Annotated in this window: 18 protein-coding genes and 1 pseudogene; 15 read left to right on the top strand and 4 right to left on the bottom strand. The window is 70.6% G+C overall.

The annotated features are described in order from the left end of the window. The first annotated feature begins 3 nt into the window (after window positions 1-3). The 5 genes from fxlA (at window position 4) to FRANCCI3_RS24840 (ending at window position 8468) form a co-directional block, all read left to right on the top strand. The gene (gene fxlA, locus FRANCCI3_RS16675) at window positions 4-201 is read left to right on the top strand and encodes an FxLD family lanthipeptide (RefSeq protein ID WP_035958751.1); all 198 of its coding nucleotides are present in this window, start codon (window positions 4-6) and stop codon (window positions 199-201) included. Between the two features lie 152 nt (window positions 202-353). Beyond that, window positions 354-3356, top strand: coding sequence for a lantibiotic dehydratase (locus FRANCCI3_RS16670; protein ID WP_201783645.1), 3003 nt, complete (start codon window positions 354-356; stop codon window positions 3354-3356). Beyond that, window positions 3357-4502: a lanthionine synthetase C family protein gene (locus FRANCCI3_RS16665; protein WP_011437697.1), complete on the top strand. Its 1146-nt coding sequence runs from the start codon at window positions 3357-3359 to the stop codon at window positions 4500-4502. 326 nt (window positions 4503-4828) lie between these two features. After that, window positions 4829-6112, top strand: a complete 1284-nt coding sequence (locus FRANCCI3_RS16660) for an ISAs1 family transposase (RefSeq protein ID WP_049760812.1) — start codon at window positions 4829-4831, stop codon at window positions 6110-6112. 112 nt (window positions 6113-6224) lie between these two features. Continuing rightward, on the top strand, window positions 6225-8468 hold the full coding sequence (locus FRANCCI3_RS24840; RefSeq protein ID WP_235463232.1) for a thiopeptide-type bacteriocin biosynthesis protein: 2244 nt from the start codon (window positions 6225-6227) through the stop codon (window positions 8466-8468). Window positions 8469-8513: 45 nt separating this feature from the next. Here the strand turns inward: FRANCCI3_RS24840 and FRANCCI3_RS16650 are convergent, their stop codons facing one another. The 3 genes from FRANCCI3_RS16650 to FRANCCI3_RS16640 form a co-directional block, all read right to left on the bottom strand. After that, a complete protein-coding gene (locus tag FRANCCI3_RS16650; RefSeq protein WP_011437695.1) occupies window positions 8514-8876 on the bottom strand; it encodes a hypothetical protein in 363 nt (120 codons plus the stop codon). Window positions 8877-9032: 156 nt separating this feature from the next. After that, on the bottom strand, window positions 9033-9407 hold the full coding sequence (locus FRANCCI3_RS16645) for a hypothetical protein (protein WP_011437694.1): 375 nt from the start codon (window positions 9405-9407) through the stop codon (window positions 9033-9035). A gap of 134 nt (window positions 9408-9541) precedes the next feature. Beyond that, entirely contained in the window at window positions 9542-9772 is a 231-nt protein-coding gene (locus FRANCCI3_RS16640) for a hypothetical protein (RefSeq protein WP_035958671.1), read from the bottom strand. A 238-nt stretch (window positions 9773-10010) separates the two neighbouring features. On the opposite strand from FRANCCI3_RS16640, the pseudogene FRANCCI3_RS28785 reads away from it, so the two are divergent. Together FRANCCI3_RS28785 and FRANCCI3_RS16635 are read left to right on the top strand one after the other, a co-directional pair. Further along, window positions 10011-10259 (top strand): annotated as a pseudogene (locus FRANCCI3_RS28785) (helix-turn-helix domain-containing protein); the annotation flags it as partial. A 264-nt stretch (window positions 10260-10523) separates the two neighbouring features. Beyond that, entirely contained in the window at window positions 10524-11561 is a 1038-nt protein-coding gene (locus FRANCCI3_RS16635; protein WP_235463241.1) for an XRE family transcriptional regulator, read from the top strand. Between the two features lie 115 nt (window positions 11562-11676). Here the strand turns inward: FRANCCI3_RS16635 and FRANCCI3_RS16630 are convergent, their stop codons facing one another. After that, window positions 11677-12846, bottom strand: coding sequence for a toprim domain-containing protein (locus FRANCCI3_RS16630; protein ID WP_011437691.1), 1170 nt, complete (start codon window positions 12844-12846; stop codon window positions 11677-11679). A gap of 291 nt (window positions 12847-13137) precedes the next feature. Between FRANCCI3_RS16630 and FRANCCI3_RS27125 the strand changes: the two genes are divergently transcribed. The 8 genes from FRANCCI3_RS27125 to FRANCCI3_RS16590 all read left to right on the top strand — a co-directional run bounded on the left by FRANCCI3_RS27125 (window position 13138) and on the right by FRANCCI3_RS16590 (window position 21913). Next, window positions 13138-13302 (top strand): hypothetical protein, encoded by a 165-nt coding sequence (locus FRANCCI3_RS27125; protein ID WP_157858567.1) that lies wholly within the window; start codon window positions 13138-13140, stop codon window positions 13300-13302. A gap of 13 nt (window positions 13303-13315) precedes the next feature. Beyond that, window positions 13316-14158 (top strand): hypothetical protein, encoded by an 843-nt coding sequence (locus FRANCCI3_RS27120; RefSeq protein ID WP_157858568.1) that lies wholly within the window; start codon window positions 13316-13318, stop codon window positions 14156-14158. After that, complete coding sequence (locus tag FRANCCI3_RS16615; RefSeq protein ID WP_011437689.1) at window positions 14155-16227, top strand: type IV secretory system conjugative DNA transfer family protein; 2073 nt, start codon at window positions 14155-14157, stop codon at window positions 16225-16227. Before FRANCCI3_RS27120 ends, FRANCCI3_RS16615 begins: the two co-directional genes overlap by 4 nt. Further along, the gene (locus FRANCCI3_RS16610) at window positions 16224-17222 is read left to right on the top strand and encodes a hypothetical protein (protein WP_049761108.1); all 999 of its coding nucleotides are present in this window, start codon (window positions 16224-16226) and stop codon (window positions 17220-17222) included. The genes FRANCCI3_RS16615 and FRANCCI3_RS16610 overlap by 4 nt, the downstream gene beginning before the upstream one ends. 11 nt (window positions 17223-17233) lie before the next feature. Continuing rightward, the gene (locus tag FRANCCI3_RS16605) at window positions 17234-18775 is read left to right on the top strand and encodes a hypothetical protein (protein ID WP_167534317.1); all 1542 of its coding nucleotides are present in this window, start codon (window positions 17234-17236) and stop codon (window positions 18773-18775) included. 113 nt (window positions 18776-18888) lie between these two features. After that, window positions 18889-19773 carry a hypothetical protein gene (locus FRANCCI3_RS16600; RefSeq protein WP_011437686.1) on the top strand — a complete coding sequence of 295 codons (885 nt, stop codon included), beginning with the start codon at window positions 18889-18891 and terminating at the stop codon, window positions 19771-19773. Continuing rightward, entirely contained in the window at window positions 19770-20138 is a 369-nt protein-coding gene (locus tag FRANCCI3_RS16595; RefSeq protein ID WP_035958673.1) for a hypothetical protein, read from the top strand. The genes FRANCCI3_RS16600 and FRANCCI3_RS16595 overlap by 4 nt, the downstream gene beginning before the upstream one ends. Continuing rightward, window positions 20135-21913, top strand: coding sequence for a hypothetical protein (locus tag FRANCCI3_RS16590; protein WP_035958674.1), 1779 nt, complete (start codon window positions 20135-20137; stop codon window positions 21911-21913). The genes FRANCCI3_RS16595 and FRANCCI3_RS16590 overlap by 4 nt, the downstream gene beginning before the upstream one ends. The last annotated feature ends 20 nt before the right edge of the window (window positions 21914-21933 follow it).

The following is a 21933-nucleotide window of genomic DNA, read 5'->3' as shown; positions in this document are numbered from 1 at the left end:
CATATGTCAGAGGTTTCGCTGTCTGGAAGCGCCACGGCGTTGGCTGAACGGCCTGGCGAGGACGACGAGTACACGCTGGATGTACGGGTGCTCGTGGCGTACGGCCCGATCATGGGGGACTGCCCCACCGATGACGGATGCGGCAACACCTGCTCGGGCAACGACAGCTCCTGCAACTCGTTCGCCGACGACCCGTCCTGACCTGTACGGGGGTCGTCGGTGCATTCCCCGACCCACGGCCCCCGCACAGCAGCAGTGCCCCGGGAGGCGGCATGGCGGTGAGATCTCCAGCGATGTACCAGTGGGCCGGTGCAGCACTACTACGTGCGAGCACCGATCCGGGCGGATTGGACTTGCCAGCGGACCTGGACCTGTTCGGTGCCGACGCCGCGGAAGAAGGGTCGGCGTGGCTGTCGGCGATGTGGCGGCGCGAGGAAATTCGCGCGGCGATCGCTCAGGCGAGTCCCGCGCTGATTCAGCAGGTTGACACCGTTCTGACCTCCAGTGGTCATGACGTGCGAGTGGTTCGCCGGACCGTGCTTTCCGTAGCGTCCTATCTGCTTCGGTGGCAGCGCCGTCCCACTCCCTTTGGGCTGTTCGCCGGAGTCGCGCTGGCCCGGATCGATGCTGGGGCGAAGGTGCGGTGGGGTCGCGATCACCGGGTCGAGGCCCGGGTTGACGCGGGCTGGCTCGGTGATGTCCTCGCGCGCCTGCAACGGTGTCCGACGCTGCGGGAGCGGCTGTCGCTGGTCGCCAATGGCGCCGGGTTGGTGCGCGGTGACCGCTTCGGAGCGCCCGCGCCGACGCCGGATGGCATAGCGGACGAGTTGGCGCCGATCGAGGTGTCCGTGCGCCACAGTCGACCGGTCTGCGCCGCGCTGGAGGCCACGCGGAAACCGGTCACGTTCAGCGAGCTACGAACACTGCTCATGGAGCGCTTCCCCAGTGCCCCCGCGCAGCGGATCGACGAGATGCTCACGGGTCTGCTCGACCAAGGAATCCTGCTGAGCAATCTGTCAGCGCCGATGACCTGCCTGGATGCACTCGGTCATGCGTGCGCTCAGCTGGAGGCCGTTGACGCCCACAGCATTCCGGAGGTTAGCGATCTTGTCCGTTCGATGTTCGAGATCCACAAGGAGGTGTCGGCCACCAGCCAGGTTCTCGGGTCAAGGTCGGCCGTGACCGAGCAGATGCACGCGCTGAGCGAGGCCGCCGAGGTACCCATGATCGTCGACACGATCCTGGAGTGCGACGTTCACATACCGGACCAGGTCGCCCAGGAAGCCCGCAACGCCGTCCAGGTCCTCTATCGACTCTCACCGTATCCGTTGGGTTATCCCGCCTGGCGGGACTACCACTCCCGGTTCCGGACCCGCTACGGGACGGGCGCCTTCGTGCCGGTCATGGACCTGATCTCCGACAGTGGCCTGGGAGTTCCGGCCGACTATCTGGGCTCGGCGCGCAGGCGTGCCGCTCGGCAGGTGAGTGAACGTGACGAGAAACTACTGGCGCTGATCCAACGGGCCACGCTGTCCGGCGGCGGCGAAATCGTCCTGACTGATCAGATGATCGAGGAGCTTGCGGTCAGCGATCCGGCCGACGTGCACCTGCCTGCTCGGGTCGAGGTGGCCGTGGAGATCCGCTCCATGTCCGTTGAGGCGCTGGCCCGCGGCCGGTTCACGGTGGCGGTGACCGGCACGCCACGGCCCGGCAGCAGCATGGCTGGCCGCTACGCCCACCTGCTGCCAGCGGACGGCCGCGACCTGATCGCGGGCACCTTCGCTGCGGCCGGCACCGACGCGATCCCCGCGCAGCTCTCCTTCGCCCCGCGTAAGCGGCGCAACGAGAACGTCGCGCGCACGCAGCAGCTCCTGACACATGTGATCCCCGTGGCCGAATACCGCGACGGCGACGAACGCCTGATCCCCCTGACGGACCTCGCGGTCAGCGTGGACGACCGCCGCTTCTACCTCGCCCAGATCTCCACCGGCCGGTACGTCGAACCGCGGGTCGCCCACGCCCTGGAGGCCGGCGTGCACACCCCGCCGCTCGCGAGGTTCCTCGCTGAGATCACCACCGCCCGAGCCGCCGTGTACAAGGCATTCCACTTCGGCGCGGCGGCACAGCTTCCCTACCTTCCACGCGTTCGATACCGGCGCACCGTGCTGTCTCCGGCACGGTGGCTGCTAGCGGCCGGTGAACTTCCCGGCCGCGGCGCCTCGACGGCCGAGTGGGACGCCGCGCTGGAAGACTGGTGCAGCCGGTGGTGGGTTCCCGGCCATGTCGCGATGGTGGAGCACGACCGGCGGCAGCCGGTAGACCTCGGCCACCCGCTTCACCGTCTCCTGCTGCGCACCCGGCTGGAACGCGCTGACCGCCTGGAACTGCGCGAGACGTCGACCCTGGAAGACGTGGCCTGGCTGGGGCGTGCCCACGAGGTGCTGATCCCCATGGTCTTGGACCCGCAGCCCGCCACAGATCCCGGGCCAGGCATCAGCACACGGCGAGTCGTGGCCGTCGACGCCGGGCATCTCCCCGGCGAGTCCACGGTCGTGTCCGCGCACCTGTACGGGCATCCGGCGCGCGTCGAGGAACTCCTGACGCAACACCTTCCCCACATGATCGACGCCTTCGGCGTCCACAGGCCGCGCTGGTGGTTTCGGCGGAACCGCGAAATGCGCAGACCAGAGATCGACCAGTACCTCGCCGTATACCTCTGGCTATCGGAGCCCTCCGCATACGGCCCTGCCGCCGCATGCCTTGCCCGGTGGGCCGACGATCTGCGCCGACAACACCTGCTCGCGCACGTCTCGCTCACCACCTATGACCCCCAGTCGGGACGTTACGGACACAGCCCAGCCCTGGACCACGTCCAGGACGTCTTCGCCGCCGACTCGGCCTGCGCCATCGCCCAGATCAGCGCATCCATCCGCGCAGGCGTGCATCCCCAGGCCCTGGCCGCTGCCAGCCTGGTCGACCTGGCAGTGAGCTACGCCGGGTCCCCACAAGACGGGCTGGACTGGCTGATCCGCGAACTCCGCCAAGAACACGGAAGGCTGGACCCCGCGCTACGGCAACAGACACTCGAACTAGCCGACCCGCACGGCAGTTGGACGCGGCTGCAATCCCTGCCCGGCGGACGCGATGTCCTGGCTGCCTGGGGCACCCGCGCCAGTGCGCTGGCGGCGTACCGAGATGCCCTCGCTGACCAACGCGACCCGATGCCGGTCCTGCGATCGCTCCTGCACCTGCACCACAATCGCGCTGTCGGTGTCGACCCGGCTGTCGAACGAGCCACCGGCCGGCTCGCACGGGCCTGCGCGCTGCGCCACACCGCCCACCGCACGGAGACATGAGTGGCGACCTCAACGAGCACCCCTCCGGGAATCGCGCAGACCGTTGATCTTTACGCCGAGCGGCTAGCTCTGCCCGAGCCCCCGCCCGAGAGCGAACCCTGGGCACCGCAGTCCCTCACGAAAGGCAGCGCGGGCATCGCCCTGCTCCACATCGAACGCGCCCACGCCGGGCTCGGCACGTGGCAGCAGGCCGACCGCTGGATCCGCAGCGCGGTCGCCGCGCCGGCCAACATCACAGACAACACCGGCCTGTACCTCGGCGCCCCAGCGATCACCTTCATGCTGGACGCCGCGGCAGGAAGCGACCCGAGCCGCTACCGCGGCGCCCTCGCCGCCATCGACGGGCACGTCGCCGCGATCGCCCACCACCGAGCCGACGCAGCCATGGAGCGCATCGCGGCCGGGAGACTGCCAGGGTTCCGCGAGTACGACGTGTTTTTCGGTCTGACCGGGATCGGCGCGCTGCTACTGCGTCGCGCTCCCCAGGGCAGCGCAATGGAGCGGGTTCTCGCCTACCTCGTCGCCTTGTCTAAGCCGCATCGGATCGACGGGCAGACGCTGCCGGGCTGGTGGGTCAACCACGATCCGCACCGCCGCGCCTCCCCTGCCTACCCCGGTGGGCACAGTAACTTGGGCCTCGCTCACGGGATAGCCGGGCCGCTGTCCTTGCTCAGTCGGGCGATGCGGCGTGGTGTCGTCGTCGACGGACAGCACGATACGATCATAAACGTCTGCGCCTGGCTCGACGCCTGGCAGCAGGACGGCGAAGCCGGACCCTGGTGGCCGGAATGGATCACTCTGCCCGACCTGCGTCAGGGCAGAACAAGCCAGCCCGGCCCGGCGCGTCCCAGTTGGTGTTACGGCACTCCCGGGCTTGCCCGCGCGGGCCAGCTCGCGGCGCTCGCTCTCGGTGACGGTCGCCGCCAGCAGAAGTATGAACAGGCGCTTTTCCAGTGTCTCAACGATCCCGTTCAGCTGGGGCGGATCAAAGATGGTGGACTGTGCCACGGTTGGGCCGGTGTGTATCAGACAGTCTGGCGCGCAGCTCACGATGCCATAACACCGGTACTTGCCGACCAATTGCAGTGCTTGGCTGACAACCTGGTTCGATTCGCTGACTTCGAGCCCGTTGCCGGCCCAGGGTGACCCGCAAAGTCTGTTTGTGCAGGTAGACGGTGTGAGACGGGGTGCGGGGGGCTGGGGCCGGTGGTGGTGTGAGGATCCGGGCCCGGCTGCTGTTTCGTCGCTGTGAGTAGCGCGTGTGAGGGTGGGTTCCGGCGCCGGCGGAAACGCCACCGATGACGTTCTGTGACAGCCGGTGGGGTGGGTGGGGCGGTGGGGCCGTGGGGTCCGGGGGAACAACGGCGGGCCACCACGGTGAGGGTGGCTGCGGTGAGGCAACGGGGTCCCGGTAGGACGGGGATTGCCTAGATCACCAGCCGTAGGGAGCCCCGTTGCCGGTCCAGTCTCGCATGCCCGTCACTCCCACCGATCTCGGACAGGCCGGGTCGGGGCAGCTGGTCCGGATGCGGCGGTCGCTGCGGGTCCTGGGGGCGCACGGCGGTGAGGTGCAGGGGCTCGCCGACGTACTCGCCGGGGTGCCTGACCCGCGGGACCCGCGAGGGATACGTCACCGGCTCCCGGTGATCCTGGGACTGTCCGCCGCAGCGGTCGCCGCGGGGGAGAAGTCGGTGGAGGAGATCGCGGCCTGGGCTGCGCACGCCCCGACGCAGGTCCTGACCGCTCTCGGGGCGCGGGTCCATCCGGTGACCGGGCAGCCGCAGGCACCGTCGGTGGACACGATGATCCGGGTCCTGTCCGCGGTGGACAGCTCGGCGCTGGCGAGGGCGGTCGGGATGTTCGCCGCGGCCCGCGCCCGCCAGGCCCGTGGTGGTGGGCGGCGGGTGGTCGCGGTCGACGGGAAGACCCTGCGTGGCGCGGCTGGGCCTGAGGGGCGGGCACCGCACCTGCTCGCGGTCGCCGAACACGGCACGGGTGTGGTGCTCGCCGAGCATGAGGTCGGCGCGAAGACGAACGAGGTCACCGCGTTCGCACCGCTGCTCCGCGAACTGCATTCCCATGATCCGCTGGATGGGGTGGTGGTGACCGCTGATGCGTTGCACACGACCCGCGCCCACGCCGACCTGATCGTCACCGAGCTGGGAGCGCACTTCGTGTTCACGGTGAAGGCGAACACCCCGGCGTTGTCGGTCGACTGCCACCAGGCGACCGACTGGACGAAGATCCCGATCGGGCACAGCGCCGAGGGCAGGGCCCATGGACGGTTCGAACGACGCACCATCCAGCTGGCCCAGGCCAGCGAGGCGATCCGTGCCCGCTATCCCCACGCCCGCACCGTGGCGCGGATCCGCCGTCATGTCCGGCGGACCGTGACCACCGGCACGGGCCGGGCCCGGGTCACCCGGACGATCCCGAGCACTGTCACGGTCCACGTCCTGACGAGCCTCACCCTCGACGCGGTCACACCCGCTGATCTCGCGGGCTACGCCCGAGGGCATTGGACGATCGAGAACAAGGTCCACTGGGTGCGCGATGTGACGTTCCGTGAGGATGCCTCGCGGGTTCGGACCGGCCCACTGCCCCGCATCATGACCACACTCCGTAACCTGATCATCGGGCTGATTCGCCTCGCTGGCCATAACCGCATCGCCCCGACCATCCGCAGAATCCGACACGACAACGCCCTGCTCCTGGCCATCCTCACTCTCGACAACCCCGCTGACCTGCATCAATGACTTTGCGGGTCACCCTGGTTGCCGGCCCCGGGCTCCTGAACGGGACAGCCGGCACGGCCCTCACCCTGCACACTGCCGCGCATACTGTCGCGCCGCGCTCTGGATGGGATGCGTGTCTACTGATCGACTGACACCCGGAGCAACGGAAGAAGAAAGCGGAACCGAAGGCGCCTCGCTCGTCGACAGGGATGTCGAGCGCGCCGTTCTGAAGCTGTTGACCGGGATACCGCTGAACGAGGCCGCCGGAGACGAGCGCATGAAGCCAGCGGAACTGGCTGAGGCCGCCGCCATCTACCAGCGGTCCGGACGACAGGCCCTTCACCAACAGGTCGCCTCCGACTGGTGGCAGATCTACATCGAGTTCACCGACTGGCACGCCGCCGAACAGGCCGCTGCCCGTTACATCGCGCCACTACTCCATCGTGCCGGAAACTGCGGCATCGTCGCTGCATGGTGGTTCATGCGGAAATATCCCTGCTGGAGGATTCGCCTCCGACCAGGACCAACCGGAACTGTGATGAAGGCAAGCACCGCGGCCGCCCTCGATGAGCTCGTCACCGAGGGCAGGATCGCCCGATGGTGGACAGGAACATACGAGGCAGAGACAGCGGCTTTCGGCGGCGGGGTCGGCATCGACATCGCCCACAGGCTGTTCTGCGCTGACAGCAACTCCATCATGAATTTGAGCCGTAATCCCGACGCCGAGCTCGGCCGACGTGAACTGTCGCTGCTCCTGAGCACCTGTTTGCTGCGCGCAGCGGGCTTGGAATGGTACGAACAAGGCGACGTCTGGCACCGGGTCACTCTGGAACGACCCCTGCCCGCCGACGTCCCCACCTCGAAGCTGACGGCGATGATCAGCGACCTCAAACGGTTGATGCTCGTCGACACGACTCCGGACGGGCCGCTGCTGCACGCAGACGGTCCTCTCGCCTATGCGGCGGGCTGGGCCGACGCCTTCCGGCAAGCCGGGCAGAGCCTCGGCAGCGCAGCTCGCACGGGCACGCTGGAGCGGGGCCTCCGAGACGTGGCAAGCTACCTGACGATCTTTCACTGGAACCGCCTCGGATTGCCAAGCCGAACACAGAGCACGCTGGCCTGGGCGGCGCGTGCCGCCATCCTGGGCCCGCCCACCGGAGCGACCAAGCCCCTGCCAGCGATGCGACGTATCGGGACAACGATGCAGCGGGGGCGGCCGACATTGACGGTCGATGGCGACGCGGAACGCGCCGTGGCCCGTTTTCCTCTTGTCGAGCAGCACCGATTTCGTTGCACAGACCTCGAAGCTCGGGTGCGCAGCGTACGCGAGTGCGCGGAGTCCTGCCACGAGCCGACCGACCCCCACGACCGAATCAATCTCGCTTGCACGGTGTGGAACCTGTCGGCGTTGATTGCGGCCGACTGCGGTGTTCCCGACCTCGCAGTTGACCTGTGCCGACGCCAGTTCCTCATATTCCAGGCCGCACTGCCGCTATCTGGCAGCGCGATCATAGCCGCACTACAGCCGCTGGTGAACCTGACCCGTCTTACCCGCCGGGCCGGAAATCCCGGCGGTGCCCACCACGAGCTGAACGAGATCGAACGGGCAGCCCGCACAGGCAGCGACGCCCTGATCCACGGCGAGCGCATCTCCTTCCGCGGATTCATCACGGCGGATAGCGAGTACCCAAAAGCCGCTCAATGGATGCGTGTCGTTATGCTCGACGATGGCACCCGAAACCTGGTGGCCGCCGGCCGCTGGGAAGAAGCAGCAGCGCACGCAGCACGATACGACGATGCCCAGGAAATGCTCCGAGAATCCCGCCAGGCACGCATCATCGCCCACGTCCGCAGCGGGCACACCGATCCGGCACTAGCCCTTATTGACAGCAGCGTGGTGAGCCAGCCCTGGGAAACCGCCGTAGCGGCATGCCTTCGCGCTTACATCAACATCGGGGCCGCTCGGCGGGACAACATAGACCTCGAAGCCCTGCTCGGTGCGGTCCGGTCCGCTCGTTTCTCCTGCGACCGGCCAACAACGATGTTCCATCTCCGACTTGGCCTGACCGCAGTCGACCTCGCCTCATCTGCGGCAGTCAACGAGGGGATCGATCTCCAGTGCGCTGAGCTGATCGACATGGCCGAGCATTCCGCGGACGCCTTCGTCGCCCGGGAACTACTGGGCAACCCGGTCTGCCGGGCGCGGATGACATCGACCCAGACCGGCGAGCTCTCGGCGTACGTCGCGCGAGCCGGCTTGGACGCAGGGTCGATTCCTGGAGCAAGCCGGGACGACCTGCTCGCATCAGTCCAGACCGCCACGACCGTGCTGGTTCAGGCCCTCGACGTACTAGACGGACGGGAAGCAGGTGGGTGAACATCGTCGCATCCGATCAGGTGGCGGCCACGCCGCCAGGAATGCTCAAGTCTGACAGAGAGGGAGCTGCTCCTCACGCAGCAGCGCGTTTCCTCGGATGACCGAGTCGACGTACAGCTGTACGAGAAGAATGGTCTGGGTCTTGTACGCGTCGCCGAGGGTGTTCAGTTCAGCCAGGTCATCGTCGGTGAGCTGCCGTCCCGGCCGCAATGTCCTCTCGAGCTCGCCGGTCGTAGACGCCAACGCGGCAAAAATCATGGATCCGGCCTCGGTGAAGTCGAGACTCGAGTCTGTCAGCTTCTCCACCTGGGCCCTGGTCAGCCCGATCTCCCGGTGGTGGTCACGTTCCAGGGTGATCAGACCATCGGTCGGGACGACGGTCGCACGGAGAGCAAGAAGGCCAAGCATGTTTGCACATTCCTCGATGATGTTGCTGGAAGGGTGGGGCAGGTTCTCCAGACCGCCGACCCAGGAGCACCGGCGGACCGAATGCGGCGCGCCCGGTGCTGACGCAGTATGGGCAGCCGCGGAACGTGGCCTGCGGACGTCCGCGGGTCGTCATCCTTAGAGATCATCTATGGCTCGCGCCCGGATCGCGGCGAGGATCTGACCCCAGATCGTGGCCGGCAAACGAATCTCCCGAAGCCCCAGATATCCGTAGCGCAGATCCACATGACCGTCCACATGGCGGACCAAGCCGCCAGCGACCGCCCATGCCGTCCACGCGGAGGTGAGCGTAGTGAACGTGGCCGCATGGGCCTCTTGAACGAGCGCGAACCAGACGACGCCGGGAAACCGTAGCTCGTGGACCTCGCCGGCATACCGGTAGCGGATGACGACCTCTGCGCCGTCCCGGGCGAACTGGGCCGAGGGGGCGCAGGTTGCCCGGCGCCAGTTCAACGGTGCGCTCACCGGGGTGCCGGGGTTTCGCCCGCCCATGCGTTTGTCTCCTCGTGTGTGATGGAGCCTCCCCGCCCGCGGCATGCGCTCACGGAAGCGCACCGGTGGCATCGGTCGCCGCGGGCGGGGAGGGATCAGGTGGGGGCCGCCTCGGGGAAGGGGCGCCCCCGGTCTCAGGGGCCGCCGGCCCGACGGCAGGGCACCACCCGGTAGCCGGCGATACCGGTCAGGGTGCGGGCGTACTCGTCGGCGAGCTGGGGGGTCGACCAGCCGATCAAGGTTTCGACCGGATTTCCCTCGCCGTCGAGCACGGAGATCGAATAGTTCGCCGGTGCCCCGTCCCGCACGGGAATCCAGTCCAGGCCGGGGCGGGGCGTCGGCAGGGTCCGGGAGGGGGAGGGCACCTGCGAGCGGTGGGGCCCGTTCCCCCTCCCGGTATATGCGGCCGTCCTCTGCCCGCCCGGCGATCCGGCGCAGACAAGACGGCCACCATCGGCGGCGGCCACCGGCGACCCGCAGGGAGAGTCCGTAGTCGGCATGGATCCTCCCTGGCCTCCGGGTGCCGGTCGGCACATCCGCCGGTAAGGACATGACACACTGCGCACCAGATCAGGGCCAGATCGCATCGGGCCGGTTCAGGGGGTGCACCGGTCTGTTGCACCCGTGAACCGGCGGCGGGAGGAAGAGACGGTGTTGGAGGCTGAGCGGCAGCGAAACGACACCTTGGACGAGCTGGTGGCCCTACTCCAACAATTGATCAAGAAATCTGGTACCAACAGGACGCGGCTGGCCGAGCGGACAGGATTCCCTCGCCAGCAAGTTTCCCGGGCAGTCAACGGCCGTGAGGTACCATCGCCGGACCTCGCCGACGCATTCGACGTCGTGTTCGGTTGCAACGGGAGGATTCGTCACCTTCGGGATGAGGCACACAGAGAGAAGCGGGCGCGACGTCTCGGCGCCGAACCGCCCCGACGGGACAAGGCGCAGCCGTCCCCGCAAAGCAGCGTCCCGAAGGAAGGGCAGGAGTTAGGGCTACAGGCCACGCTACCCATCACACCGAGCCCGCTGCCTGGACGAGGACCAAGCAACGGGCCCATAGGCGTAGGTGACCCAAGGGAGGCGAGAGCCACGGACAGACGCGACGCCCTACGCGCCATGGCGCTGGGGACCGCGGCACTCGGCCCGGTCGCGGCGGACCTCTCCCGCAGCATCGCCGGGGCCGACCCGGACCCCCTCAGTGTCGACCTAGCCGAAGCGCATATCCACCGCATCGCCGCCGCCTACCGCGTCACTCCCCATGGCGAACTCATGGACGCCCTCGGCCCGGAATGGCAGAACATCGAACGCATCCTCGACCGCCGTGTCTCGCCGCCGGTGCGCGCTCGCCTCACGTTGATCGCCGGACAGTACGCCTTCTACCTCGGTACGCTCGCCTTCGATCTCGGCGACGACGACACCGCACGCAGTCTTCTCCGGGTCGCCAGCCAACACGCCGACGAGACGAAACAACTCCTGCCTGCCCGCTCTCCACGCCGATCCGACGTCCTGTTGCTCGACGGATCCGTCGCAGCGATCCGTTCCAGCGTCGCCTACTTCAACCGCGCGTACAGCGAAGCCGCCGACATCGCCGCCCAGGCACGGGAAGGCGCCCATCCGTTCGCCCTGCCGATCCTCGCCGGCTGCGAGGCACGGGCCGCGGCGCTCGCGCACCGACCCGACGACGCCCGCGCCGCCTTGGCCGACATGCAAGAGCATCTTTGGGACGGCGCAGTCATGCCCGGCCCGAACCCGGGGGACGCCGCGTTCATACACGGCTTCCTCGCCGTCGCGCTCGCCCACGTCGGCGACGGTGTTCAAGCCGAGCAGCATGCCCGTGTCGGCCTGGATCTGGAGATCGCGGCCAACCCCGACCATTATGTGCAGATCGGCGGGAAACACAACGCCCTCTGCCGCGCCTACCTCCGCCGCCCCGAACCGGATCCGGAAGCCGCCGCAGACGCCGCGCGTCACGCACTCCTCACGGTGGACGGACGACCCAATCGGACAGTTATCCAGCAGGCAGGCCAGATGTGGAGACAGATGGACGGTAAATGGCCCGAGCTCCCCACGGTCCGTGACCTCGGCGAGATAGTACAAACCTCCAGACGAGCCCTCGAATCCGGACCGGGAGATCCTGCGTCCGCCTGCGCCTGATCGGAGGTCATCACCAGGCGGTGCTACCTGGAGACCCAGAACTACGAGGGCTGGCGCGTTGACTCCGAGGTCCGGCAGGGCGACGGTGCCGTGTACGTGGCCAAGATCGGGGTGGTCAGGGGCCCTCGGGCAGCGCAGGGCCGGTAGGACGAGGGCTGTCGGTTGGTGGCCCGATGGCCGGGTGTGGGAGCTCGAGCAGTGTGGCGAGGTCGCGGAAGACGGTGTGGACGGCGCCGGGGTCTTGCTGCCACCAGGCGTTGAGGTCCTTGATCCCGGCCGGGGTCTGGATGTTGAGGACGAGTCGTTGGTGCTGGGCGAGTTCGTCGGCGAGACGGGCGGCGGCGTTCTGGCCGGCGGGGAGTTTGCCGGGGTCGTGGGCGGTGTCGTCGTCGAAGCAGATGATGAACGCGGAGCCGGGGCGTTCCTCGGTGAGGCGGCGGGCGAGGGTGGGTGCGCTCGCGGGGCTGGCGTGGGCGGTGCCGAGGAGCGCGACGGCGGCGAGCCCGCTGTGGGCCGCGGTCAGGGCGTCCGGGAAGCCTTCGCAGACGACGGTGAGGTTGGGGTGGGCGGGCCTGTCGGTGGTCAGGTGGGCGAGTTTGGGGTTGGGGGCGAGGTCGTGGGCGGGCTGGTCGTAGCGGCGTCGGAGTTCGGGATTGAGGTAGCGCAGCTGGTAGTAGACGGGCCGGCGGTCGGTGGGGTGCAGGACGGGGAAGACGATGCCGGGGCCTGCGCGGGGGAGTCCGTCGGGGCGGGGGAGGTGGCGGGGTCCGGGGTCGAAGCCGACGCGGTTGGCGGCGAGGAGCCGGTCGGTGAGGCCGCGGTTGTGTAGGTAGCGGCGTGCTCCGCTGCCGATGGGTCGCCAGAGCAGGTCGGCGGCGGCGGTGACGAGGGTGCCGATCGCCGGGTCTACCGGGGTGAGCTGTTCGGCGGGTGGTGTGGGGGTGGGGTGGGCGGTTGAACGGGGGCGGTGGGGGGTGTGGTGCTGGGCGGGGGTGATGCCGGCCCGGTCGGCGAGGTCGAGGAGGGCCTCGCGGACGGTCATGCCGGTGCCGGTCATGAGCAGGTCGATGGCGGTGCCGCCGTCGCCGCAGGCGTGGCATTTCCATCGCCACCGGCCGTGGTGTCCCTGGTAGATGCCCATGGAGGGGTGTTCGTCGGGGTGGGCGGGGTTCGGGCAGTGCCAGCGGGCGGCGCGGCCCCGGCCTTGTGGTTCGCCGCAGATTTCGGTGGCCAGCGCGGTGAGGTCGGTGGCGTCGAGGACGGCGTCGCGGTCGATTGTCGGCATCCGCGGCAGCCCCTTTTCCGGTGCGGATGGGCTCGCTTGTGTTGTGTGAATAAGCGTGACGGTTCCGGAAGGCGGAGAGGGAACGTTCCTCGAAGTTCCTCTCGGATTTCCTGGAGTAAGTCCTGCTTCCGTGCCGGCCGCGGTCCGCGTGGATGGCGGCGGCTCACCGCCTCCGGTATCCGGCGTGGGGCGAGGGGCTTTCGCCGTCGGGTGACCTGGTGAGACGCGGCGGGAGCCGGCGGCCGGTGGGGGATCGGTTCGGGTGTGGCCGGGCGCCGCGATGAGGTGGCGATGACGGTGGCGATGACCTGGGTGATGACGGTGGTGATGACGTTTTCGATGCGGGTGGTTGCCGCGATGACCTGGGTGATGACGGTGGCGATGACGTGGTGGATGCTGCCGGTTCGGATCGTCGGGTCCCATGTCGAACGACACGTATTCGGATTCGGATGGTGAGCGCAGGCGGTTCGTGCCCCGTACGGCAGGGCTGCGTCGCTGGCAGCGGGACTGGGAACGCTGGTCGGCCGGTGTCGAGGTGACCGAGGGGTTGCGCCGCTGGTCGCTCGATCCCGTTCTCGCCGCGCACTGCGGGTCGGCGGTCGGGCTGCTCGCGGCGTGCGGGCGGGACCGGGCGGTGGCGGTGGCGGTGGCGGATCGGCGGCTGGCGGCGCTGATCGGTCATGCCCGGGCGGGGGACCGGGCGGCGGCGCGGGTGGTGTTGGAGCGGGTGATGCCGGCGTTGACGGTGCGGGCCGCCGAGCGGGCCGGCCATGCCGACCCGGCCGCGATGACCGGTGCGGGGGGTGGTTCGGCGTTCGGTGAGGTGCTGGTGGAGCTGGTCGGCGCGGCCTGGCTGGTGATCTGCACGTTTCCGTTGGACCGGCGGCCGCGGAAGATCGCCGCGAATGTGGTGCGGGACGCCGTCTACCGGGTGTTCGGGTACCGGCCGCGGATGGATCGGTGCACGGTCTACCTTGATCTGCTGCCGGAGGTACCGGCCGGGTTGGACGGGCGGCCGGTCGCGGGACGTGGTCGGGGTGGGGCGTCCGCGGAGCTGCTGGATGTGCTGGTCGAGGGCCGTGACGGTGGGGTGGAGCCGGCGCATCTGCGGCTGCTGGCCGAGTTGACGCTCACCGGGCGCAGCCAGGCGCAGGTCGCCGCCCGGGTCGGGATCACCGATCGGGGGGTGCGGCTGCGTCGGGATGCGGCGGTGCGCGCCGTGCGGGCCGCCGTCCTGCCCGCCGCTGGCAGCGCCCCGGGGGAGAGCGTCGCCGTTCCGGTACCGGGCGGGTCGGCGGGGGTGGCGGCGTGAGCCCGCGGGGCGAACCGGGCGCGGGGGTGATGCCCGATCCTGCGCTGCTGCTCGTCGGTGTCGCGGTGCTGGCGGGCGTGGGCGGGGTGTGGGCGGGCGCGCAGACCGCCGCGTTGCTGTTCGGGGCGCATGAACCGCTGCCGGTCGGGTTGGGCGCGGCGGTGGTGGCGGTGCCGCGTCTCGTCCTGCGTCCGGGTGATCCGGCGCGGGCCTGGCCGGCGGAGGCCGCGGTCCTGCTGCCGGGGCCGGTGGGCTACTGGGCCGGAAGCGTCGTGCCGATGGCGGTCGCGGTGCTGTGCGGCGGGGTGCTGTTCTTCCTGCTGCAGGGCCGGGTCGGGGTGGCTCGTCGGCGGCGGATGGGCCTGGATCCGGAGGCGCGGTTCGCCCGGCTGTGGGAGATCGCCCCGATGTGGGTCCGCCGGCCGGTCCGGGGCCGGATGATCCTCGGTCGGGCCCGGAGCGGGATCGTTACCCGGTTGCTTGCGACCGAGGACGCGTCCCTGCCGGTGGATGACGCGGTGCCGCGGCTGCTGCACCGGCGGGTTGCCCGCCGCCGGGGTGACCGGGGGGCGGTGCTGGTCGTCGGTCCGTCCCGCTGCGGGAAGACCGCGGCGTTGGCGGTGCCGGCGATCCTGGAGTGGGACGGCCCGCTGATCGCCCTGTCGGTGAAGACGGACCTGCTGGGCGCGACCGTGCGCCGGCGTCGGGCGCTCGGGCAGGTGCGGGTCTTCGACCCTACCGGTGTCACCGGGGAACTGTCGGCGACCTGGTCGCCGCTGGCGGAGTCCACCGGGCTGGCCGGGGCGCGGCTGGCCGCCCGGTCGATCGCGAACAGCACCGACTGGACCTCCTCCGGATCGGACATGAGTTTCTGGACTACCGCCGGTGAGGACCTTCTCGGCCTGCTGTTCTGGGTCGCCGCCACCGCCGGGCTGGGGATGGACGCGGTGGTCGGTTGGACGACGAGCATGGACCGCGACGGGGTGATGCGTTTCGCCCAGGCCTTCGCCCGTCACGATGACCCGGCGATCCGGGTGGACGGCGAGCAGGTGCTGGCCGGTCTGAGCGCGGTGTGGAAGACGGATCCCAAGCAGGTCTCGTCGGTGTTCCTCGTGGCCCGGCAGATGATCCGGCCGTGGCAGGAACCGTCGGTGCAGTATTCCGCGGCCGGGTCGGAGATCGGCCTGGACTGGCTGCTCGGTGACGAGCCCGACGACGAGCCCGACACCGCCCTCGACCCGTTCACCGACAACAACCCGTTCACCGACGGCGATCCGTTCACGGAGGATTTCGGTGACGCCGGGCAGCCGGGGGACGGGCCGCGGCGGCGGTCGAACAGCGTCTATCTGTGTGCGGATCTCGACGGGGCCGAACGGTTGGCGCCGGTGCTCGGGGGCCTGGTCGATGATCTGATCCGCTCGGTGTATACCCGGGTCGGGGTGACAGGTAAGCCGTTGGACCCGCCACTGCTCGTCGTCATCGACGAGGCGGGGAACTGGCCGATGAAGAATCTGCCCGGCCGGATCTCCACCTGCGCGGGCATGGGCATCCAGCTGATGCTCGTCTACCAGAGCAAGGCGCAGATCGACGCGGCCTACGGCAGCAAAGCCGACGTCATCGTGTCCAACGCGGTCACGAAGGTCTTCTTCTCCGGGCTGTCGGACAAGTCGACCCTGGACTACGCCGCCTCGCTGCTCGGGCAGGAGCATGTCGCCGCGCGCAGCCTGTCCAGTGATATCGCGCCGGGTGGCGGACGGCAGGGTATCAACGACGCGCCGACCAGGCTGGAACTCCTCCCGGCGCATCTGCTGCGCCAGGTGGCGCCGGGGCAGGCGTTGCTGCTGCACAACACGCTCCCGCCCGTGCACCTGCATGGACGCTACTGGTTTCGGGACCCGGCGCTGCTCGCCCTCGCCGCCGGGGAGCCGCCCCCGGCCCGGCCCGCGGCGCAGGGCGTGCGGCCGGCCGCGCCCCGTGAGGGGTTTGGTCGGGTGGTGCGGGCGGTTCGGGTGGTGCGCGTGCGCGGGCTGTGGAACCGCCGACACCGGTCGAACGGAACCGGCCGATGATCGCCACCGCGGGTCCGCGTCAGGGAACCCCGCGAGCCGTGTCCGTCGCGCGGCGGCGCGAACGGCCGGCCGTGGTCGAGACGCCGTCGGGAGCGTGGCTGGTCGGGGTCGACCCGCGGACCCGGCTGTGCGTCGCCGCCTACCGGCCGGCCGCGCCGGACGCGGGGGTGCTGTTCACCGTCCCGGCGCGCACGGTGACCGCCGCGTCGAGCTGGGAGCTGGAACCGCAGATCGGGATGGCTCTCGGCGACGAGGTACACGAGGCCCTGCGCCTGGCGGCGGTCACCGTGCGTCTGGATGCCGAGGCCGAGGGTGTCACCGTCGCGGCGCGCGGCGCGGACTCGCCTGGCCCGGATGAAGCCCGGGTTTCCCGGGCATCGGATCTGGTGCGGGTTCCCGGTCGCGGACCGGTCACCTACGCCGAGTCCCTGGCATGCTCCCGGGTGCTGCTGCGCTGGGAGGCGAGGGGTCTCGAGGACCTGTCCGACGTCTACCGGCTGGACGTCCTCGCGCTCAGCCGGGACATCCGCGAGGGGCGGCGGGAGCTCACCTACCGGCTGTCGGTGAACGACCGGGTGATGGTCGCCGGGAACGACATCGAGGTTCCCGGTGGCATCGTGGTGCGCAGCAGCGACACCGTCCGCGGCCTGATGGTGATGCTGACCAGTCCCGACCCGGAGCTGGCGCTGACCGCCGGGCAACGTGATGTTCTCCGGCGCCGCGATGAGCTGATGAGCCTGGTCGCGGAGAAGCCCGGGCCGTTGCGCCCCGGTGAGCGTGTCGAGGTCGCTCTGCCCGACGGGCGGATGCTAACCGGCACGGTCACCGCGGCAACCCGGGGCGCCGATCAGGATGTGCGATCCTACCAGTGGAACCCGGACCAGGCGTCACTGCCCGGTGGTTTTTTCGGCCCGCACGGGCTGCTGCGCGGCGGGATCGTCAGCCCCGCCCCGGCCGTGCGGGCCACCCTTCTGCCCGATCCGGCCGCCGGCTGATGACAGGTCCCATGCCCGAGGATCCGCGTTCCTCCTACTCGTACTTCACCGACCCGGCGCCGGTTCGTATCACCGTGCCCACCGGCTGGTGGCGGCTTCTGCCGACCACGGGGGCTGACGGTGCCCGTGACGTCACCGCCCAGCTGGTGCGCTGGCCCGGCGAGACCAGCACACCCGCCGTGATCGTCACCGTGGCCCGGTTGAGTCTCTGGGAGCTGGAGCAGACCCTCCGCTTTCCGTTTCCCCGGGCCGTCCACACGACATTCGCCGCCTCACCGCGGCGGGACGCGCTGGTTTTCCCCGGCCCGTCCGGAGGCTGGCAGGTCGCGCACGGACAGTTGCTCCTCGACGTCGGCCTCGACCAGGACGAACGGCCGTGGCGGGCCAGCCGCGTCGACCTCACCGGCCGCGAACCGGCCACCTACGGCCGGCTGCTGCACACCGACCCGCCGTTGCGGACCTGGCAGCGCGACCTCTACCAGGTCGACGTCGTCGGCGCCGGCACGGACGACGGCGTCTACGGCAGCCGGCACGACGGCAGCCGGCACAACCTGACCTACCGGGTCTGGCTGGGCGGGGACGTCGTCTTCGCCGGCGACGACGTCATGATTCCGGCGGGGTGGGATCCCCGGTCGGACGACGCCGTCCGCGAAGTGATCGGCCAGGTGATCTACCAGCAGTGGGACCGCCGCGAGCTGTCGTTCGCGCAGCAGAGCTTCCTGGACGTGCACCGGGAATGCCTCGCGCTCGAATCCGTCGGCCTGCCTCCGCCCTACCCGGCGGGCACCCGGGTTCGGGTCGACAGCCCGGGCGGGATGACCGCGACCGGAACCATCCGCCGGCCGGTCGTGCGCGGCGGTCGGACGACCGGCTACCTGTGGCGCCCGGACGTCGCCGACCTGCCCGGGCATCCCGGTCATGGACACCCCGGCTACCTGCTGCGCGCCGACGCCGCGCAGGTGCGGGCCACGTTGGAGGGAAAGGACACCGCGGTCGACGGACCGGACGGTCCGATGATCATCGCCTTCGGGGCGACCGTAGCGGCCGTTGACGACCCCCGCTTCGCCCGCGGCAAGGTCCTGCGTGCCCTCGACGAGGAGGGCCGGCTCGCCTACGACATCCAACCGGACGACGACCTGCGCGCCTGCCACCGGCTGCACGCCGACGACGTGATCCCGCTGACCGGCACCGCCTGGCCGACCGTCGACCGTCTGCTCCAGGCCCGCGACGCGGCGCACGTGCCACTGATCGCCGGCGAGATCCTGGTCACCGTCCGGGAAATCGCCGTGATGCCCGCCGTCGACCCACCCGTGGCGAACGCCCTCGTCCGCCACGGGTTGCTCTCACCGGACCGGGTCCTAGACCCCGACACACCCGACCCGATCTCGGCCGCCTACCCCGACCCGTCCGGCCTCCCAGGTGTCTCGAGCCTTCCGGACGTCTTCACCCTCTCGGATGCCGTGGACCCGGACGGCCCGCCGCCCCCACGGTTTCCGGAACCACCCTCGGAACCACCAGACCCGGGAATCGGACCGATGGGCATGGACCTGTGACCGCGCCGCCCCCGGAGCCCGCGTCAACGCCACCCTCGGCCTCCGCGCCGTTCGGGCGTGAACCGTCCGGCACTCCCGGTGGTTCGTCACCACCGGCGGGTGGTGAGCCGAGCATGGCCAGGTCGTGGATGACCGATCTCGCCGGCCCGCGGCTCAAGGTCGCCCGGCTGCATCCCAGCGGGCTGCTGCTGGACTTCCCGTTCGCCCCGCCACCGGGATCCGCCGTCTATGTGGCCACCTTCTGGCCTGAACCGGCCGCGCCGAGTGGATGGTCGTTCGCCCAGTGGCAACGCGGGCCGCACCACCGCGGCGTGCAACTCCCGCAGATCGCCGACCTCGGTGACGTCGTCGGGTTCCGGGCCGTCACCCGACCCCAGCTCGGCAACGTCCCGCCGCCGGCTGTCCGCTCGGGTGTGCCGCAACCACCGCCCGCGGCGAACGTCGTCGAATGGTGGGGCTATCTGCACGCCGTCGAACGCGGCGCGCTGGTCCTGCACGGCCCGCATCCCAGCCTGCCCGCCGCCTACGCCGCCGCGCAGCACGCCCTCGCAGCTCAGGTCTGGGCCGGTGAACCAGCCGGCACCACACCCCGCGGCGGCCCGGCCGGCAGCCTGGGCGTCCACCCCTCCCGGGAGCGAGCGTGGCGGGAACCGGCGCAACCCCCCGCCGCGGTGTCGCTGACCTGGCACGGCGACACCGCCACCGTCAGCGATCCCCGCTTCGGCTGGCTGCACGTCCCCGCCGACGACCTCGCGGCCGCGCTGACCCGCCGCTCCGACGAGCTCGTCCGTGCCCTGCAACCCCTCATCCGCGGGATCGACGGCACCGAGCCACCGGTCACCCTCGCCGCCCTGGCAGCCCTCCACCTGCCCGACCTGCCGAACATCCACGCGCCCACACCGCCCCCGGGACCATCCACCCCGGAACCGCCGGCGCCGGAACCATCCACCCCGGAACCGCCGGCGTCGACTGGCCCTGACCTGGACGGACCGTCATGACCGCACCCCAACCCGCCTGGGACATCCGGGTTCTCGGCCGACCCGTCGTCATCGAGGTCCCCACCCGGATCGGTGACGACCCCGACCCGCTGCTCGCGCTCGCAGCCGTGGCCCTGGAACGTCACCTCGCCGGCGCTCCCACCGCCTCCAGGATCATCGGCCAGCTCGCGCACAGCGGTGTCGTGGCGCTGCGGACGATCAGCACCGTCTTCGAGATCCGGGAACAACGCGACGGCTGGCTACTCGTCCGCAGCTGGGGTGACCCCGAACCCGCCGAGCTTGCCGCCGCCGCATGGATCCGCGCCCACCGCCTGGCCCGTGAACGCGCCGACGCCGCAGCCACCCTGCCGGACGGGTTGCCGTGAGCCGCGCCGACGACCGCCCGCCCGGCCGGGATCTTCCGCTGGACGCCGACAGTGCCGCTCTCGGCCGGCGGGATCACGGTTTCTTCGACGACCAGCACAGCCCCCGCGGGCAACGGGACCTTGCCCATGCTCGTACTCCGTGGACCGGCACCCGGCCCCGGCGGGTCGGCGCCGCCGCGGCCCACGACCGAACCCTCGGCCTGACCCGAACACCCAGCATGTGGCCGGAGCACACCCCACCGGCCACCCCCCTCACCCGGCAGGACCGCCGCCGCCGCGCCGCCGGGATCGTCAACGACCTGCGCCGCCTGCCCCGGCCGGCACCCGTCCTGCCGACCGCGACGCCCACCCTGCTGCTCACCGCGCTGCACACGATCGCCAGGAACGCCCACCGTCGGCCGGCCCGCCGGCAGCTCGCCGCCGTCCGGCGTATCGCCGCGGACCATCGGCTCGACCCCGACATGCTCCTCGGCGTCGCCTTCGGCGTGGGCACCCTCATCGCCCGCGCCACCCCCGGGAACCCACCCGGTGCGCGAAACGGCCGCCGAGACGGCCCGACTGGCCGTCTCGGCGATGGCAAACCCAGCCTGAACGCGTTGCACGACGCGAACCTTCCGCTGGCGCTCGACACCTACCTCGCCCGCGCCCACCTGCGGGAGAACGCGGCGTTCTCCGACCCCGATCTGCCCCGGCTGTGGATGACCGCGAACGCGCTCACCCACGGCATTCCCGCCCAGGTGATCCTGACCGTGCCCGCCACCGGGCGCGGCCCCGACGCCGCCCTGCACCCCCGCCGGACCGACCTCGTCGGCTGGCTCGGCATCCGCAACGCCCTCGGTGACCTCGACGCCGCGGTCCGCACCGCCACCGAGGGTCGCCGCTGGCTCGCCCGCGCCGGACCCGCCCGCGGCGGCAGCGACGCCGTCCTGCTCGCCCTCGGGGTGCTGCACGCCTCGCATCCGACCATCGCCGCGGAACTCGCCCTGCGCGGACCCGGTGTGCTCCGCCTCGCCGACCTGCGCACCCTCGCCCAGCGGCTCCCACTCCCCGTCCATCTGGTCGACCTCACGGACACCGCGCTGAAAGCGGTCTGCGACCGTAACGGCTGGCTGCTGGGCACCCCCGACGAACGTCACCACCGCGAACTCGTCGAACGCGTCCTGCCCACCACGGTCACCGACGAGATCCGCGCCCGGCTCGCCCGTGGGGACACCACCGCCCTCGCCGCCGCGCTGCACCAGGCCGCACCCACCGACAGTGACCTCGACGCCCGGACCTGGCGGTGGGATCCCGCCGCCGACGATGCCGTCCAGGTCCGCCAACTGCTCGCCGAAGCGTCCCGCGAGGCACACGCCCGCTTCGCCGACTGGCACATCACCCCCCACCCCAGTCGCGCCGTCGCCTTCCTCGCCCGCTTCCCCGAACGCAGCCTCCGTCGCGCCCTCACCCTCGACCCGCAGCGGCTGCACATACTCGCCACACCACCCGCGGTCGTCGCCGGTCAGAAGACCGCGTCGCTCAAACCGGGGGCCGGGCCGAGGACATCGACATCGACAGCGCCGCACGCCGAATCGGCGGCCACACCAGCGCACCTCGGAGACGGCCGAGGAGATCCGCGACCCGGACCGCCCGGACCGGTGGAATCCGGCGGCGGGCCACCGGCCACCCGGGCCGGCCCGGACACCGATCCCGCGCCGGGCCGGCCCGCAGGGGAGCCACAGCTTCCGCCCGCCGAGTTACCCGCCTGGCCGGGCCCGCCGATTCCCGGCCTGTGACCGTGCGTCCGCGCCCCACC

The sequence above is a fragment of the Frankia casuarinae genome (assembly GCF_000013345.1).
GTDB classification, from domain to species: domain Bacteria; phylum Actinomycetota; class Actinomycetes; order Frankiales; family Frankiaceae; genus Frankia; species Frankia casuarinae.
Note: the sequence above shows the minus strand (reverse complement) of the source record. Positions and strands in the feature narration are given on the sequence as shown.

Excerpts from the sequence above, each read along its gene's own strand:
- fxlA (WP_035958751.1), top strand. The coding sequence starts at position 4 with ATGTCAGAGGTTTCGCTGTCTGGAAGCGCCACGGCGTTGGCTGAACGG.
- FRANCCI3_RS16660 (WP_049760812.1), top strand. The coding sequence starts at position 4,829 with ATGCCCGTCACTCCCACCGATCTCGGACAGGCCGGGTCGGGGCAGCTG.
- FRANCCI3_RS16650 (WP_011437695.1), bottom strand. The coding sequence starts at position 8,876 with ATGCTTGGCCTTCTTGCTCTCCGTGCGACCGTCGTCCCGACCGATGGT.
- FRANCCI3_RS16645 (WP_011437694.1), bottom strand. The coding sequence starts at position 9,407 with ATGGGCGGGCGAAACCCCGGCACCCCGGTGAGCGCACCGTTGAACTGG.
- FRANCCI3_RS16635 (WP_235463241.1), top strand. The coding sequence starts at position 10,524 with ATGGCGCTGGGGACCGCGGCACTCGGCCCGGTCGCGGCGGACCTCTCC.
- FRANCCI3_RS16630 (WP_011437691.1), bottom strand. The coding sequence starts at position 12,846 with ATGCCGACAATCGACCGCGACGCCGTCCTCGACGCCACCGACCTCACC.
- FRANCCI3_RS27125 (WP_157858567.1), top strand. The coding sequence starts at position 13,138 with ATGACGGTGGCGATGACCTGGGTGATGACGGTGGTGATGACGTTTTCG.
- FRANCCI3_RS16610 (WP_049761108.1), top strand. The coding sequence starts at position 16,224 with ATGATCGCCACCGCGGGTCCGCGTCAGGGAACCCCGCGAGCCGTGTCC.
- FRANCCI3_RS16605 (WP_167534317.1), top strand. The coding sequence starts at position 17,234 with ATGCCCGAGGATCCGCGTTCCTCCTACTCGTACTTCACCGACCCGGCG.
- FRANCCI3_RS16600 (WP_011437686.1), top strand. The coding sequence starts at position 18,889 with ATGGCCAGGTCGTGGATGACCGATCTCGCCGGCCCGCGGCTCAAGGTC.
- FRANCCI3_RS16595 (WP_035958673.1), top strand. The coding sequence starts at position 19,770 with ATGACCGCACCCCAACCCGCCTGGGACATCCGGGTTCTCGGCCGACCC.